Raw genomic sequence first — 15,978 nt, 5'->3', positions numbered from 1 at the left:
TACCAAAACCTGTATCCTGAAGCTCGACAGTCGCGCTCCACTCCGTCTCGAGGTGTCCCGTGAGCCAGCCCGCTTCCCCGCTCCCCGACCGTGGCCCGACCGGCCGGCGCACGGCCAAGGGCTCGCTCAGCTCGACCGCCGGCAAGCGCGTCGAGCGGCCGGCGCCGCTGCGCCAGGTCGTCTACGAGGCCCTCGCCGAGCTGATCATCAACCGCACCCTCGAACCCGGGCAGCACCTCGTCGAGGCCGACCTGGCCGAGTACCTGGGCGTCAGCCGCCAGCCGGTCCGCGAAGCCCTGCAGCGCCTGCAGAGCGAGGGCTGGGTCGACCTCCGGCCCGCGCAGGGCGCGTTCGTGCACCTGCCCACCGACGAGGAGGCCGACCAGCTGCTGAGCGTCCGCAGCGTGCTGGAGACGCACTCCGCGAAGCTCGCCGCCGGCCGGGCCACCGCGGCCGACGTCAAACGCCTGTGGGAACTGCAGAACACCGGCGTCAAGGCGCTCGCCGACGAAGACACCGAAGGGCTCGTCGCCGCGAACGCCGCCCTGCACGCGTTCATCACGCAGCTGTCCGGCAACGCCGTCCTGGCGGAGCTGATCGGCCTGGTCGACCGGCGGGTGCGCTGGTACTACACGCCGATCGCCCGACCCCGCGGCCACGACGCGTGGAACGAGCACGACGAGCTGATCCACGCCATCTCCGACCAGGACGCCGACGCCGCCGAGCAGATCATGAGCCGGCACACCGAAAAGACCCGCCAGGCCTACCACGAACGTCCGGACGCGCCCCGGCACTGATTTCCCCAGGGCCGGGGCGCGAGATACCCGGATCAGCCGCCGGTAGCGGCGGAAGGTCGCGCAACCAGCTCGGTTTCGGCGAGCTGGTTGCGTGGCCGGCCGGGCTGGCGCAGGAACAGCGTCAGCACCGCGGAAAGCAGCGCGATGCACCCGGCGAGGATGTACGCGCCGGTGTAGCCCCACGCGCTGATGACCCCCGCGGCGAGGCCACCACCGCCGACGCCACCGATCAGTTTCGCGCTGTAGACCAGGCCGTAGTTCGACGCGTTGTTGTTCTCGCCGAAGTAGTCCGGCACGAGCGCCGCGAACAGCGGGTAGAACGCGCCGCCGCCGAACCCGGTCAGGAACGCGAACACCATGAACAGGAACAGGTTGTGCGTGTTGCCGGCGTACATCACGCCGAACTGCGCGCCACCCGCGATCACGAGCACGATGGTGAGCGTCTGCCGGCGGCCGATCCGGTCCGAGACCCAGCCGACGACCGCGCGCCCGGTGCCGTTGACGATCGACAGCACGCCGGCCGACGACGCCGCGACGAACGCCCCGAAACCGCTTTCCTTGGCGAAGGGCACCTGGAAGTTGATGCCGAACAGCGAAACGCCGCCGATGATCACCAGGCACACCCACATCAGCGGGAGCATGCCGGTCCGGATCGCCTCCATCGGGGAGAACTGCTTCACCGCGGGCGGGTTCTTGGCCAACCCGCCGCTCTTGGTCCGCCGGTTCGCGGCCCAGTTCTTCGGGTCGACCTCCTTCGGCCACCAGCTCTTCGGCGGGTCCTTGAACAGGAACCCGCAGACCCCGACGACCAGCAGCATGTAGACGCCGATGATGTCGAGGATCACCGTGTAGTTCGTCGGTGTCAGGAACGCGGCGAACACGTAGATGAACGGGACGGCGCCGTAGGCGAACCCGCCGTTGACGAAGCCCGTCCTCGCACCCCGTTTCTCGGGGTACCACTTGCCGACCATGTTGATGCAGGTCGCGTACACCAGCCCGGCCCCGGTCCCGCCGAGCACGGCGTACCCGATGAAGGCCACGGCCAGGTTGCCGCTGTGCGAGATGGTGAAGTAGCCGATGCCGCTGCACACCGCCCCGGCCAGCATGGCCGTCTTCGCCGACATGATGTTCTTCTCGCGCAGCCGGCCCGCCGGGAACGCGACCCCGGCCTGGAACACGGCCCAGATGCTGGCCAGCCAGAACGCGTCGCTGAGCGACCAGCCGTACTTCTCTTCCAGCGTGCCTTCGACGGCGCCCCAGCCGTATTCGAAGACACTGACCGCCATCATGGCGATCCAGGGCAGCCACACCATCCAGCTTCGCGAACGCCCCATGATGTCCTGCGGCGTTTCGCCTACCCGATATACCCGTCCGTTCTCGTCAACGATCTCCTGGTACGTCGCTGCGGTCATAAGAGTTCTCTTTCGTCACCGTTGACTCGTGTCCCTCTGTTGCCGTCGTGCGGTGGATCTTCGTCCTTTCCTCGTCGGTGGAACAGCCCCTGTGGAGGTACTTCAAAGCAGTCCGGCCGCCCGCGCCCAGCGGTACTTCGCGCCGAGCACCGCGACTGGTTTCTCGGTCGTGTACGGGTAGGCCACGACCCCGTGCTGGTAGAGGTAGTCGCTGGCTTCCTCGACCTCGACGTCACCCGAGAGCGACGCGACGACGGGCTTGTGGATGCCCTTCGCGCGGTACTCGGCGACGACCTCGGAAACCAGCTCGGCGAACACCATGGGCGGGGTGACGATGGTGTGCCAGTAGCCCAGGATCAGGGCGTGGATGCGGTCGTCCTCGAGGCCCAGCGCGATCGTGTTGCGGTAGGTCGAGGGCGGCTCGCCGCCGGTGATGTCCACCGGGTTGCCCGCCGCGCCGAACGGCGGGATGAACTTGCGGAACGCCGTGTCGAGATCGGGCGGGATCTCCATCAGGCTCAGGCCGTTGTCGACGCAGGCGTCCGAGAGCAGCACACCCGACCCGCCGGCGCCGGTGATGATGACGACGTTCTCGCCCTTCGGCGTCGGCAGCAGCGGGATGCCCCTGGCGTACTCGAGCATGTCGTTCAGCCCGGGCGCCCGGATCACGCCGCTCTGGCGCAGGATGTCGTCGTACACCTTGTCGTTCCCGGCCAGCGCGCCGGTGTGGGAGCTCGCCGCCTTGGCACCCTGCGACGTCCGGCCCGCCTTGAGCACGACGATCGGCTTGCGCCGGGACACCCGTTTCGCCGTCTCCGCGAACGTCCGGCCGTCCTTGAGGTCTTCGAGGTGCATGGCGATGAGCTCGGTGTGCTCGTCCTGCTCGAAGAAGGTGAGCAGGTCGTCCTCGTCGATGTCGGCCTTGTTCCCTACGCCGACGATCGAGGACACGCCCATCTTCGCCGAGCGGCTGAACCCGAGGATCGCCATCCCGATGCCGCCGCTCTGCGACGAGAGCGCCACGCCTCCTTTGACGTCGTAGGGCGTGCAGAAGGTCGCCGACAGGTTCACCGGCGTGTAGTAGTAGCCGTAGATGTTCGGCCCGAGGACGCGCACGCCGTGCTTGCGCGCGATCGCGACGACCTCGTCCTGCAGCGCGATGTTGCCGGTCTCGCCGAAGCCGGACGGGATGAGGATCGCGCCGGCGACGCCCTTCGCGCCCGCCTCCTCCAGTGCCGCGGGGACGAACTTCGCCGGGATGGCGAAGACCGCGACGTCGACGTCGCCCGGGACGTCGGTGATGCTCGCGTAGGCCTTGCGGTCGAGGATCTCGGCGGCCTTGGGGTTGATCGGGTGGATCTCCCCCGCGTACCCGCCGTTGACCAGGTTCTTCATCACCGAGTTGCCGATCTTCCCGGCCTCGGCGGACGCCCCGATCACCGCGATCGACGACGGCCTCATGATCCGCGTCATCGACGCGAGGATCTCCTCCTGGGTGAACCGCACCGGCTCCTTCGCCGCGTCCGGGTCGATCAGGATCCGGACGTCGACGGCGGTGGCGCCGGACGGCGTCGCGAGCACCGGGTTGAGGTCCACTTCGGACAGCTGCGGGAAGTCGGTGACCAGCTCCCCGAGCCCGTGGATCACCCCGGCCAGCGCGTCCCGGTCGACCGGTTCGGCGCCGCGGACGCCGCGCAGGATCTCCGCGGCCTGGATGCCGTCGAGCATGGAGAGCGCTTCCTCGGTGCTCGTCGGCGCGAGCCGGAACGTGACGTCCTTGAGGACTTCGACGAGCACGCCGCCGAGGCCGAACGCGACGATCTTGCCGAACGTCGGGTCGGTGACCGACCCGATGATCACCTCCTGGCCCTCGGTGAGCATCCGCTGCACCTGGACGCCGAGGATCTCGGCGTCGGCGTTGTACGCCTTGGCGTTTTCGACGATCTTCGTGAAGCCCGCCGACACCGCCTCGGGATCGGTGAGCCCGACGAGCACCCCGCCGGCCTCGGTCTTGTGCAGGATGTCCGGCGAGACGATCTTGAGCACCACCGGCAGCCCGATCTCCAGGGCCTGGGTCACGGCTTCCTCGGCCGTGGCCGCGAGCCGCTCGGCCGGCGTCGGGATGCCGTACGCCTCGCACACCGCACGTCCCTCGGGCGCGGTCAGTGAAGACCGGCCTTCGGCCGCCGCCTGGGCGAGGATCTTCTCGACCGCCGCGTGATCCGCCACTCAGATCACCCCGGCCGAACGGAGCTTCTCCAGCTCGGCTTCGCCGTAGCCCAGCTCGCCGAGCACCTCGTCGGTGTGCTCGCTCAGCAGCGGCGAGCGTTCGATCTCGACGGGCGAGTCGGACAGCTTGAGCGGGCAGCCGACGGTCTTGAAGCTGCCGCGCTCCGGGTGCGCGACCTCGACGACCGAGCCGAGCGCGGCGAGGGTCTCGTCCTCGATCAGCTCCTGCGTCGACAGGATGGGGCCGCAGGGGATGCTGTAGGCGTTGAGCGCCTCCATCACCTCCCACTTGGTGTGCGTCTCGGTCCACTCCTCGACCAGCGCGAACACCTTGTCCAGTTTGGACAGCCGGACCTCCGGGGTGGACCAGGCCGGGTCGTCGGCCAGCTCGGGTTTGCCGAGCAGCTTCGTGAGCGGGGCCCAGCCGACCGGCTGGATGATGACGTAGATGTAGTCGTTCGGGCCGCCCGGCGCGCACTTCACCGCCCAGCCCGGCTGGCCGCCGCCGGACGCGTTGCCCGAGCGCGGCACCTCCTCGCCGAAGTGGTCGTTCGGGTACTCGCCGAGCGGCCCGTGCGCCAGCCGCTGCTGGTCGCGCAGCTTGACCCGGCACAGGTTGAGCACGGCGTCCTGCATGGCGACCTGGACGCGCTGGCCGCGGCCGGTGCCCGTGCGCTGGTACAGCGCGGCGAGGATGGCGGCCACCAGGTGGATGCCGGTGCCGGAGTCGCCGATCTGCGCGCCGGTCGCGGTCGGCGGGCCGTCCTCGAAGCCGGTGGTGCTCATCGCGCCGCCCATCGCCTGCGCGATCACCTCGTAGGCCTTGAAGTCGGCGTAGCGGCCGGGGCCGAACCCCTTGATGGAGGCGTAGATCAGCCGCGGGTTGAGCGCGGCCAGCTTCTCCCACGGGTAGCCGAACCGGTCGACGACACCCGGGCCGAAGTTCTCGACCAGGACGTCCACTCCGGACACGAGCCTTTCGAAGACTTCCTTGCCCTCGTCGCTCTTCATGTTGAGGGTGATGCTGCGCTTGTTGGCGTTCAGCATCGTGAAGTAGAGACTGTCCACTCCGGGCAGATCACGCAGCTGCCCGCGCGTGATGTCGCCCCGGCCGGGGGTCTCCAGCTTGATCACGTCCGCGCCGAGCCAGGCGAGCAGCTGCGTGGACGACGGACCGGACTGCACGTGCGTCATGTCGAGGACACGGACGCCCTCCAGTGCCTTACCCATCTTGTCTCCGCTCACTTGTACATGGTCTGGTTCATGGTTCCGGGGGCGTACACGTCCGGGTCGACCCAGACGTTGATCAGCGACGGCTTGCCCGACTCGCGGGCCCGCTGCAGCGCCGGCGCGATGTCGGCCGGGTCGCGGACCTCCTCGCCGTACCCGCCGAGCATCCGGGCGAACTCGTCGTAGCGGACGTCGCCGAGCGTGTTGCCGACGCGCTCGCGCGGGAGGCCGTACTTCGCGGCCTGGCCGTAGCGGATCTGGTTCATCGACGAGTTGTTGCCGACGATCCCGACGAACGGCAGGTCGAACCGCACGAGCGTCTCGAAGTCCCAGCCGGTGAGGCTGAACGCGCCGTCGCCGAAGAGGGCGACGACCTCCTTGTCGGGCCGGGCGTGCTTGGCGGCCAGCACGAACGGGATGCCGACGCCGAGTGTCCCGAGTGGACCGGGGTCCATCCAGTGGCCGGGCGACTTGGGCTGGACGACCTGGCCGGAGAAGGTGACGATGTCGCCGCCGTCGCCGATGTAGATCGAGTCCTCGGTGAGGAACTCGTTGATCTCGTGCACCAGCCGGTACGGGTGGATCGGCGTCGCGTCGGAGTGCTGCAGCGGCAACCGCTTCTGCTTCGCCTTCTCCTCCACGGCCTGCAGCTCTTCGAGCCAGACCTTGCGCCCGACCGAGCCGTTGTCGTTGCGGCCCGACGCGGCCTCGGCGACCGCGGCCAGCACCTGGCCGGCGTCGCCGACGATGCCGAGGTCGATGTCCCGGTTCTTCCCGACGGTCCGGTAGTCCAGGTCGATCTGGACGACGGTGGCGTCCGGCGACAGCCGCTTGCCGTACCCCATCCGGAAGTCGAACGGGGTGCCGACGATGACGATGACGTCCGCGTTGTCGAAGGCGTACCGCCGAGAGAGCTGGAAGTGGTGCGGGTCGCCCGGCGGCAGCGTGCCGCGGCCGGCGCCGTTCATGTACGCCGGGATGTTCAGCGTGCGCACGAGGTCCACGGCCGGTTCGGTCGCGCGGGTCGTCCAGACCTGGCTGCCGAGCAGGATCGCCGGCTTCTTGGCGTGTACCAGCAGGTCCGCGAGCTTCTCGATGTCGGCGGGGTCGCCCGCGTTGCGCGTGGACGCACGGTAGCGGCCGGATTCCGGGATGCGCGCCTGGGACAGCGGGACCCGCGCGTCGAGGACGTCGCGCGGGATCTCCAGGAACGACGGCCCGGGCGCACCGGCGTAGGCCTCGCGGAACGCCATCGACACCAGGTCGGCGACGCGGGCGGTGTGCGGCACGGTCGCGGCGAACTTGGTGATCGGCGTCATCATGTCCACGTGCGGGAGGTCCTGCAGGGACCCCATCTTGTGCTGGGTGAGCGCGCCCTGGCCGCCGATGAGCAGCATCGGGCTCTCCGCGCGCAGGGCGTTGGCGACACCGGTGACCGCGTCGGTCGTGCCGGGACCGGCGGTGACGACCGCGCAGCCGGGCTTGCCGGTGATCCGCGCGTAGCCGTCGGCCGCGTGGGCGGCGACCTGCTCGTGCCGGACGTCGATGACCTTGATGCCCTCGTCGACGCAGCCGTCGTAGATATCGATGATGTGGCCGCCGCAGAGCGTGAAGATGGTGTCGACGCCTTCGGCCTTGAGGGCCTTGGCCACCAGGTGCCCGCCCGAGATCTCCGCCGGCGCCGGTTCGGCGCCGTTCGTCGCCTGGGTGCTGCCCCCCGCGGTGGTGCCTGTGGTTGTCATTCGCTCGACTCCTCTGGTCCACGCCGGGTCTCTCTGGCCCGGGCTGTCGCTCGTCGCCGCTCCCCTGTCCGTCGAGGTCAGCGGCCTCTTCGCGGCAGACTGTAGATTGCATACCGTATGGGGTAGGCATATAGTCACCCTTCTAGCAGCCCGTGTCCAGGCCCATCCGCAGGGTTTTTCCCCAGCCCCCAGGGGCGCGATCGCCTGCCCGGACACGGCGGACCTCCTTGCCCTGCAGCGCCGCGGAAAGGACGCCCCCGCATGGACCTCTTCGAACACGAAGCCCGAGATCTCTTCGAGAAACACGGCGTGCCGGTCCCCCGCGGCCGCGTCGCCGCCGATCCCGCCGCCGCCCGTGCCGCCGCCGTGTCGCTCGGCGGGCCGGTGGTGGTCAAGGCCCAGGTGAAGACCGGCGGCCGCGGCAAGGCGGGTGGGGTCCGCGTCGTGCGCACGGCCGACGACGCCGAGCAGGCCGCCGACGACATCCTCGGCATGGACATCAAGGGGCACACCGTGCACCGGGTGCTCGTCACCGAGGCGAGCGAGATCGCCGAGGAGTACTACGTCTCGTTCCTGCTCGACCGCGCCGGCCGCACGTTCCTGGCCATGGCGTCGACCGAAGGCGGCATGGAGATCGAAGAAGTGGCCGCGACGAAACCCGAGGCGCTGCTACGGGTTCCGGTGAACCCCCTGCACGGAGTGGACGCCGTCGCCGTCGCCGCGGCCTTTCCGCCCGAGGTAAGGGACGAAGCCGCGGAAGTCGTCCGGAAGCTGTGGGACGTCTTCGTCGCCGAGGACGCCACGCTGGTCGAGGTCAATCCCCTGGCTCGCACGGCGACCGGGATCGTCGCCCTCGACGGCAAGATTACCCTCGACGACAACGCGGACTTCCGCCGCTCGGCGTCGTTCGACGACCCCCACGACGGCGACCCGCTCGAGCGGGCGGCCCGGGAAAAAGGCCTCAACTACGTCAAGCTCGACGGTGACATCGGCGTGATCGGCAACGGCGCCGGGCTCGTCATGTCCACATTGGACGTCGTCGCGGCGGCCGCCGCCGAGGCCGGCGCGCGCGGCCCGGCGAACTTCCTCGACATCGGCGGCGGCGCCTCGGCCGAGGTGATGGTCGCCGGACTGAGCGTGATCCTCGGCGATCCCCAGGTGCGCAGCGTGTTCGTCAACGTCTTCGGCGGCATCACCGCCTGCGACGCGGTGGCGACCGGGATCGTGCGCTCGCTGGAGGTCCTCGGCGACCGGGCCACGAAACCGCTGGTCGTGCGGCTCGACGGCAACAACGTGGCCGAGGGCAGGCGGATCCTCGAACAAGCCGCCCACCCGCTGGTCACCGTGGTGGCCACCATGGACGACGCCGCCCGCGAAGCGGCGAAGCTCGCGATCGCGGAGGTCTGAACCGTGGCCATCTTCCTGGACAAGAACAGCCGCATCGTCGTCTCGGGCATCACCGGCACCGAAGGCGCGAAGCACACGCGGCGGATGCTGGCCGCCGGGACGAACGTCGTCGGCGGGGTGAACCCGCGCAAAGCCGGGCAGCACGTGGAGATCGGCGCTTCGACGCTGCCGGTCTTCGGCAGCGTCGCCGACTCGATGGCCGGGACCGGCGCCGACGTCTGCGTGCTGTTCGTGCCGCCGCCGTTCGTCGAGGACGCCGTGGTCGAGGCCGTCGACGCCGGGATCGGGCTCGTGGTGGTGATCACCGAGGGCGTCCCGGTGCACGACACCGCGCGGCTGTGGGCGCACGCCGTCGCCGCGGGCGGGCGGACGCGGATCATCGGGCCGAACTGCCCGGGCGTCATCTCGCCCGGCAAGTCGAACGCCGGGATCATCCCGGCCGACATCACCGGGCCGGGGCGGATCGGCCTCGTCTCCAAGTCCGGCACGCTGACCTACCAGCTCATGCACGAGCTGCGCGACATCGGGTTCTCCACGTGCGTCGGGATCGGCGGCGACCCGATCATCGGGACCACGCACATCGACGCCGTCGAGGCGTTCGAAAAGGACCCGGACACCGACCTGATCGTGCTGATCGGCGAGATCGGCGGCGACGCCGAGGAGCGGGCCGCGGAGTTCGTGCGCGCCAACGTGTCGAAGCCGGTCGTCGGCTACGTCGCCGGGTTCACCGCGCCGGAGGGCAAAACCATGGGGCACGCGGGCGCGATCGTCTCCGGCTCGTCCGGCACGGCCGAGGCGAAGAAGACGGCCCTGGAAGCGGCCGGGATCCGGGTCGGGCGCACGCCGAGCGAAACCGCGGCGCTCGCCCGTGAGCTGCTCGGCTGATGCCGGCGAAACCGCGGCTCGGACTGGCGGTGCTCGCGTGCATGGACGCGCGGATGAACGTCTACCGCCTGCTCGGGCTCCAGGAAGGGGACGCGCACGTCATCCGCAACGCCGGCGGCGCCGTCACCGACGACGCGATCCGCTCCCTGACCGTCAGCCAGCACCTGCTCGGCACCCGCGAGATCGTGCTGCTGCACCACCTCGACTGCGGGATGCGCACGTTCACCGACACCGAGTTCGCGCGGCGGCTGGAGGAGCGCACCGGGATCCGGCCCGGCTGGGCCGCGGAGACGTTCACCGACCCGGTCCAGGACGTCCGGCAGTGCATCGCGAGGCTGCGGGCCAGCCCGTTCCTGCCGCACACCGGCGCGGTGCGCGGGTTCGTCCTCGACGAGCGGACCGGCGCGCTGGACGAGGTGACGTGATGGACCTGCGCCAGCTCGCGGCCGTGGTGGCCGTCGCCGAGGAAGGCGGTTTCACCGCGGCCGCGCAGCGGCTGCACACCGTCCAGTCGACGGTCTCCACCGTCGTCCGGGCTCTGGAACGCGACCTCGGCACGCCGCTGTTCCACCGCACCACGCACCGCGTGGCGCTGACGCCCGCCGGCGAGGCCTTCGTGCCCGCCGCGCGGGCGGCCCTCGAAGCGGTCGAACGGGCACGGGCGGCGATCTCGCCGGTGCACGGCCGGGTCCGGCTGGGCCTGGTCCCGGGACTGCTGCTCGACCTGCACCGGGTGCTCACCGCGGTGCGGGACGCGCATCCGGGCCTGGTCGTCGAGGTCCGCCAGCTGACCCCGGACAGCCTCGGGGACGCGCTGGCGGAGTCCACTGTGGACATCGCAGTGGGGGTGTTCGCCGACACCGGGTCCGGCTTGGCCGATCCTCGGGATACGGCCGGCGCCGGGCCGGGATCGCCGAGTTCCGGCGGCAATCCCGGCCCGGCCGGGGATCCCCGCACCGAGACCAGCTCGGCTCGGCTCGGCTCCGCGCCGCCGCCGGGTTCCGGCGGCAATCCCAGCCCGGCCGGGGATCCCCGCACCGAGACCAGCTCGGCTCGGCTCGGCTCCGCGCCGCCGCCGGACTCCGGCGGCAATCCCAGCCCGGCCGGGGATCCCCGCACCGAGACCAGCTCGGCTCGGCTCGGATCCACGCCGCCGCCGGACTCCGACGGCCATCCCAGCCCGGCCGGGGATCCCCGCACCGAGACCAGCTCGGCTCGGCTCGGATCCACGCCGCTGCCGGACTCCGACGGCCATCCCAGCCCGGCCGGGGATCCCCGCACCGAGACCAGGTCGGGTCGGGTCAGCTCCACGCCGCCGCCGGACTCCGGCGGCCATCCCAGCCCGGCCGGCGAAGCCCCGGATCCTCACACCGGGACCGGCTCGGGCTTCGCGCCGGTGCCGGACTCCGGCGGCCTGGTCACCACTCCCCTGGCGTGCGAAGAGCTCGTCCTCGCCACCGCGCCCGGCGGCTCCCGTTCCGCACCCGGTGACCTCTCCGGGCTCTCGCTCGTCGACTTCCCGGCCGGGTGGGCGATCCGGGAGGTCGTCGACCGCGCGTTCGCCGGCCGGCGGGTCAGCCTGGAGGCCGACGACCTCACCGCCGCGGCCTCGCTGGTGCGGGCCGGGCTGGCCGCCTGTGTGCTGCCGGCGTCCGCCGCGGCGCGGTTTCCCGAGGTCACCGTGCGGCGGTTCGCCGCTTCCCCGCGCTGGCAGCTCGCCGCGATCCACCGGGCGCATCCGTCGGGAGCCGTCACCGCGGTGCTCGCTCACCTAGGCTGAAGCCATGCTCCTGCGCCAGCTCGAATACCTCGTCGCGCTGGCCCGCGAAAAGCACTTCGCCCGGGCCGCCGAAGCGTGCCACGTGTCCCAGCCGTCGCTCTCGGCCGGGATCCGGAAGCTCGAACGCGAGCTCGGCACGCAGGTCGTCCAGCGCGGCGCGCGGTACGCCGGGCTGACGCCCGAAGGTGAGCGCGTCCTGCTGTGGGCGCAGCGGATCCTCGCCGAGCGCGACGCGCTCAACGAAGACCTCTCGACGATGCGCGACAGCCTCTCGGGAGTGCTGCGCGTCGGCGCCATCCCCACCGCGCTCACCGCGATGTCGATGCTCACGGCGCCCTTCTGCGAACGGCACCCGCACGCCCGCGTCACGCTGGAGTCGTTGTCCTCCGACGAAATCGCGCGCCGGCTGTCCGCGTTCGAGCTCGACGCGGGACTGACCTATGTGGACGACGAGACCCCGCACGGGCTGCGGTGCGTCCCGCTCTACGAGGAGCGGTACCTGCTGCTGACCCCGTCCGACGGCGTGCTGGCCGGGCGCCGCCTGGTGCGCTGGGCCGAGGTCGCCACGCTGCCGCTGTGCCTGCTCATGCCGCACATGCGCAACCGCCGGGTGCTCGACGCGCTGTTCGCCGAGGCCGGTGCCACCGTCGTGCCGGCGATCGAGACGGACACCGTTTCCGCGCTCTACTCCCACGTCGCCACGCACCACTGGTCCAGCGTCATCTCCCACGCCTGGCTGCACCTGTTCGGCGTGCCGCCGGGCATGCGCGTGGTGCCGCTGGAAACGCCGTCGCGGTCGCACCGGATCGGCCTGGTGGTGACGGCGGGTTCGCCCGAGCCGATCCTCGCCCGCGCGCTGCTGGAAGTCGTCCGCGGCGTCGACGTCCGCGGCACGCTCGACGCGTTGTTGCACCGGCACCTCGCCGAACAGGCCTGATAGCCGGTGCCTATCCCGGGATAGAAACCTTCACGTTGACCGCCTCGCGCGCGCGGAGGACGGTGAAAGTACTTACCCCGCAACAAAAACCTCGCGACAAACCTGGAGTGTGACGCTGTGGCAAAGGTGCTGTGCGTGCTCTACGACGACCCGGTGGACGGCTACCCGAAGACCTACCCGCGTGACGGCCTGCCGCACCTGGACGGCTACCCCGGCGGCCAGACGCTGCCCACCCCGCAGGCTGTGGACTTCACGCCGGGACAGCTCCTCGGCAGCGTCTCCGGTGAGCTCGGGCTGCGGAAGTTCCTGGAGGCACAGGGACACACGCTCGTCGTCACCTCCGACAAGGACGGCGACGACTCGGAGTTCGACCGCGAGCTCGCCGACGCCGAGATCGTGATCTCCCAGCCGTTCTGGCCCGCCTACCTCACCGCCGAGCGGATCGCGCGGGCGCCGAAGCTGAAACTGGCCGTCACCGCCGGGATCGGCTCGGACCACGTCGACCTCGACGCGGCCATCGCCCACGGTGTCACGGTCGCCGAGGTCACCTACTGCAACAGCATCAGCGTGGCCGAGCACGTCGTGATGATGATCCTCTCGCAGGTGCGCAACTACCTGCCGTCGCACCAGGTCGTGCTGGACGGCGGCTGGAACATCGCCGACTGCGTCGCGCGCTCCTACGACGTCGAGGGCATGCACATCGGCACGGTCGCGGCCGGGCGGATCGGCACCGCCGTGCTGCGGCGGCTGGCCCCGTTCGACGTCCACCTGCACTACACCGACCGGCACCGGCTGCCGGCCGAGGTGGAGCGGGAGCTGAACCTGACCTTCCACGAGAGTGCCGCGGACATGATGCCGCACTGCGACGTCGTGACGATCAACGCGCCGCTGCACCCGGAGACCGAGGGACTGTTCGGGGACGAGCTGATCGCGTCGATGAAGCGTGGCGCGTACCTGATCAACACCGCGCGGGCGAAGATCGCCGACCGTGACGCCGTGGTCCGCGCGCTCGAGAGCGGGCAGCTGGCCGGGTACGCGGGCGACGTCTGGTACCCGCAGCCCGCGCCGGCCGACCACCCGTGGCGGACGATGCCCTACCAGGGCATGACGCCGCACATCTCCGGGTCGTCGCTCTCGGCGCAGGCGCGGTACGCGGCCGGGACGCGCGAGATCCTGGAGGACTACTTCGGCGGGTCGCCGATCCGCGACGAGTACCTGATCGTCGACGGCGGCAAGCTCGCCGGCACCGGCGCGCACTCCTACTCGACGCGCTGAGCGGGTTCCGGTGGGCGGGAGGCGTCCCGCCCACCGGCCGCTACGCCGTGGGCAGCAACGACTTCGGCCGGCCGGGCTGGCTGAGCCACCCGGTGGCCACGGCCCCGGCGAGGCTCAGGATCCCGGCCGCGGCGAAGGCGCCCACCAAGCCGAACGCGGCGAGCCCGACCCCGACGACCGCTCCGACGGCCTTGGCGCTGTAGAGCACGCCGAAGTTCTGCAGGGCCGACTCTTCCCCGAAGTACTCGCGCACCAGGTCGATCAGCAGCGTGTAGCAGCAGCCGTTGCCGAGCCCGGCCAGCGCGACACCCAGCAGCAGGCCGACGGCGTGCCGGTGCTCACCCGAGTAGTACAGGACGAACTGCGCGATCCCGCCGGCGAGCAGCGCCAGCCGCAGGATCCGGCGGCGGCCGAGCCGGCCGGCGAGCCGTCCGATGAGGACCCGGCCGCTCCCGGTGGCCGCGGCGAGCAGGGCCAGCGCGGCGGCGGCGAGCCCCGGCCCGCTGCGCCCGGCCACGTAGGTCGCCAGGTACGCGAGATCGAAGAGCAGCACGGCGGCGGCGAGCACGACGACGAGGTAGAGCGCCAGGGTCGTACCGCACCGGAACAGTTCGGCGGGCCGGTAGTGCCGGATCGCCCGGCGCCGGTTGTGCGTCTTGTCCAGCGCCCAGGCGCGCGGCTCCGGCGTCGCGGGCCACCAGTGCCGCGGCGGGTAGCGCAGCAGGGCGCCGCTTCCGGCGATCACGGCGAGCACCACGGCGGCGGTCCCGTCGAGCAGCGCCGCCCGCGCGTCCGGGAGCAGCGCGGCCAGCACGACGAACGGCACGCTGCCCCAGGCGAAGGCGCCGCTGACGACCCCGGCGCTGGGCCCGGAGCGGTCCGGGAACCAGGCCAGCACTGCGCCGACGCAGGTGGCGTAGACGAGACCGGTGCCGAGCCCGCCGAGCACGGAGTAGCCGAGGTAGACGGTGAGCAGGGTGCTCGCGTGGCCGAGGGTGACCAGGCCGGCGGCGCAGAGCACGGCGCCGAGCGCCATCGCGGCGGGGGCGGGCAGCACACCGCGTTCGCGCAGCCACGCCGCCGGGAACGCGGTACCTGCCTGGCAGATCGCCCAGAGGGCGAAGGACAGGACGATCCCGCCGAACGTCCACCCGTGCGCCCGGCTCAGCGCGGGCACGATCGCGCCGAAGCCGTACTGCTGCACGCCGGCGGCGAGCATGGCGGCCGCGGCGAGCCAGGTGATCCGGGCGCGCGGCCGGCCGAGCAGCTCGAGGTCGGTCTCCCCGACCCGGTACCGCCGTCCGTAGACGTCCCGGAGCTCACGGACCTCGGGCATCACGACCGCCTCCCCTTCGCTGTTCGCTGGAGATTGTATGCAGTATGGAGTAGTCCGAGTGTGCGCTCAGGTGGCCTGGATGTCCACAGGCAGGATTCACGGGGTGGCGGCCCGGCGGATCGAGGCGCGGATCGGCGAGGGCGCCACGGAAAGCGCAGCGGCTTCGGATGCCGGCGCCGGGTTCGTCACGGCGCACGGATCGGGGCGGGCCGGGGAAGGCGGCCCGGTGGCCATCGAGGGAGGAGGCGGCCACCGGGCCAGTGCTCCGGCGCGGTACCGGCCGCGCGGAGCACTGACAGTCTGGCCAGCGGAGACCCCCTCCGACAAGCCTTTCGGCAAGCCGGGAAGTGTCCGTTTTCCGGCGATCGCCCCAGGCCGGACCGACCTGGCCGGTTCCGGGGTCCGATGTGGTCACCCAGAGGGACCCGAAGCGACGGGCTCGTGCGGACTGCCGGCCGAACATGGTTACCGGCCAACGGTTCAGCTCGGCACCATGGCGACATCGCACCAACCACAGCCGGGAGAACTTGCGTGACTTGCCGACCGGACAAGGCGAGCCGCCCAGGAAGCCCGGACGCACAACCAGTTGCCCATACACGGCATCGCTACCGGACAAGGCGATCTGGCGACCGAGTCCGGCAATCGAACAATGGCCCGGGATGTAACCGCGCGCCATACCAATCAGGCGAGGCGATCGGGAGCGGGCCGCGTGCACGGCAAGGTACTGTTACGCGCCAGCGATCGGCTGTGCGACACAACTGGCGGGTCGAGACACAGCGCGAGTCGCACGGCTTACCCGGCAAAGGAGTCGCTCGGCAGTGTGGCGCAGCCGGCTGGCCGAGCAATTGCAAGTTGCACTCAAGGGGCTTGCCATTCAGGCAAAGCGATCCGCCGAGTGGCGCAGCAGCCAACCGGGACACACAGCAAGGTGCTGTCACGAGGTCGCCA

12 protein-coding genes are annotated in these 15,978 nt (G+C 71.0%); 7 read left to right on the top strand and 5 right to left on the bottom strand.

The genetic code is table 11. The features are described from left to right. Positions 1 to 59 precede the first annotated feature (59 nt). The gene (locus ACIOD2_RS03530; RefSeq protein WP_400533828.1) at positions 60 to 797 is read left to right on the top strand and encodes a GntR family transcriptional regulator; all 738 of its coding nucleotides are present in this window, start codon (positions 60 to 62) and stop codon (positions 795 to 797) included. Positions 798 to 829: 32 nt separating this feature from the next. Here the strand turns inward: ACIOD2_RS03530 and ACIOD2_RS03525 are convergent, their stop codons facing one another. The 4 genes from ACIOD2_RS03525 to ACIOD2_RS03510 form a co-directional block, all read right to left on the bottom strand. After that, on the bottom strand, positions 830 to 2,209 hold the full coding sequence (locus ACIOD2_RS03525) for an OFA family MFS transporter (protein ID WP_400533825.1): 1,380 nt from the start codon (positions 2,207 to 2,209) through the stop codon (positions 830 to 832). 102 nt (positions 2,210 to 2,311) lie between these two features. Then, a complete protein-coding gene (locus tag ACIOD2_RS03520) occupies positions 2,312 to 4,438 on the bottom strand; it encodes an acetate--CoA ligase family protein (RefSeq protein ID WP_400533822.1) in 2,127 nt (708 codons plus the stop codon). Then, positions 4,439 to 5,668 carry a formyl-CoA transferase gene (gene frc / locus ACIOD2_RS03515; RefSeq protein WP_400533819.1) on the bottom strand — a complete coding sequence of 410 codons (1,230 nt, stop codon included), beginning with the start codon at positions 5,666 to 5,668 and terminating at the stop codon, positions 4,439 to 4,441. 11 nt (positions 5,669 to 5,679) lie between these two features. Next, complete coding sequence (locus ACIOD2_RS03510) at positions 5,680 to 7,410, bottom strand: thiamine pyrophosphate-binding protein (protein WP_400533816.1); 1,731 nt, start codon at positions 7,408 to 7,410, stop codon at positions 5,680 to 5,682. Positions 7,411 to 7,671: 261 nt separating this feature from the next. On the opposite strand from ACIOD2_RS03510, the gene sucC reads away from it, so the two are divergent. The 6 genes from sucC to ACIOD2_RS03480 all read left to right on the top strand — a co-directional run bounded on the left by sucC (position 7,672) and on the right by ACIOD2_RS03480 (position 13,694). Then, complete coding sequence (gene sucC, locus ACIOD2_RS03505; protein WP_400533813.1) at positions 7,672 to 8,817, top strand: ADP-forming succinate--CoA ligase subunit beta; 1,146 nt, start codon at positions 7,672 to 7,674, stop codon at positions 8,815 to 8,817. Between the two features lie 3 nt (positions 8,818 to 8,820). Further along, on the top strand, positions 8,821 to 9,702 hold the full coding sequence (gene sucD, locus ACIOD2_RS03500) for a succinate--CoA ligase subunit alpha (RefSeq protein WP_400533810.1): 882 nt from the start codon (positions 8,821 to 8,823) through the stop codon (positions 9,700 to 9,702). After that, positions 9,702 to 10,127 carry a beta-class carbonic anhydrase gene (locus ACIOD2_RS03495; RefSeq protein WP_400533808.1) on the top strand — a complete coding sequence of 142 codons (426 nt, stop codon included), beginning with the start codon at positions 9,702 to 9,704 and terminating at the stop codon, positions 10,125 to 10,127. The genes sucD and ACIOD2_RS03495 overlap by 1 nt, the downstream gene beginning before the upstream one ends. Continuing rightward, positions 10,127 to 11,482 (top strand): LysR family transcriptional regulator, encoded by a 1,356-nt coding sequence (locus ACIOD2_RS03490; protein ID WP_400533805.1) that lies wholly within the window; start codon positions 10,127 to 10,129, stop codon positions 11,480 to 11,482. Before ACIOD2_RS03495 ends, ACIOD2_RS03490 begins: the two co-directional genes overlap by 1 nt. A gap of 4 nt (positions 11,483 to 11,486) precedes the next feature. Further along, a complete protein-coding gene (locus ACIOD2_RS03485; RefSeq protein ID WP_400533802.1) occupies positions 11,487 to 12,419 on the top strand; it encodes a LysR family transcriptional regulator in 933 nt (310 codons plus the stop codon). Between the two features lie 117 nt (positions 12,420 to 12,536). Next, positions 12,537 to 13,694 carry an NAD-dependent formate dehydrogenase gene (locus ACIOD2_RS03480; RefSeq protein WP_400533799.1) on the top strand — a complete coding sequence of 386 codons (1,158 nt, stop codon included), beginning with the start codon at positions 12,537 to 12,539 and terminating at the stop codon, positions 13,692 to 13,694. A 40-nt stretch (positions 13,695 to 13,734) separates the two neighbouring features. On the opposite strand, the gene ACIOD2_RS03475 is transcribed toward ACIOD2_RS03480, so the two are convergent. Then, positions 13,735 to 15,030: an MFS transporter gene (locus ACIOD2_RS03475; RefSeq protein WP_400533796.1), complete on the bottom strand. Its 1,296-nt coding sequence runs from the start codon at positions 15,028 to 15,030 to the stop codon at positions 13,735 to 13,737. Between the last annotated feature and the right edge of the window lie 948 nt (positions 15,031 to 15,978).

The sequence above is a fragment of the Amycolatopsis sp. NPDC088138 genome, from assembly GCF_044741685.1.
GTDB lineage: Bacteria > Actinomycetota > Actinomycetes > Mycobacteriales > Pseudonocardiaceae > Amycolatopsis.
This window is presented reverse-complemented; position numbering and strand designations above follow the sequence as displayed.

Bases quoted from the DNA above. Each gene is read 5' to 3' on its own strand.
- ACIOD2_RS03510 (WP_400533816.1), bottom strand. From the start codon at position 7,410: ATGACAACCACAGGCACCACCGCGGGGGGCAGCACCCAGGCGACGAAC.
- ACIOD2_RS03485 (WP_400533802.1), top strand. From the start codon at position 11,487: ATGCTCCTGCGCCAGCTCGAATACCTCGTCGCGCTGGCCCGCGAAAAG.
- frc (WP_400533819.1), bottom strand. From the start codon at position 5,668: ATGGGTAAGGCACTGGAGGGCGTCCGTGTCCTCGACATGACGCACGTG.
- ACIOD2_RS03490 (WP_400533805.1), top strand. From the start codon at position 10,127: ATGGACCTGCGCCAGCTCGCGGCCGTGGTGGCCGTCGCCGAGGAAGGC.
- sucC (WP_400533813.1), top strand. From the start codon at position 7,672: ATGGACCTCTTCGAACACGAAGCCCGAGATCTCTTCGAGAAACACGGC.
- ACIOD2_RS03495 (WP_400533808.1), top strand. From the start codon at position 9,702: ATGCCGGCGAAACCGCGGCTCGGACTGGCGGTGCTCGCGTGCATGGAC.
- ACIOD2_RS03525 (WP_400533825.1), bottom strand. From the start codon at position 2,209: ATGACCGCAGCGACGTACCAGGAGATCGTTGACGAGAACGGACGGGTA.
- ACIOD2_RS03475 (WP_400533796.1), bottom strand. From the start codon at position 15,030: ATGCCCGAGGTCCGTGAGCTCCGGGACGTCTACGGACGGCGGTACCGG.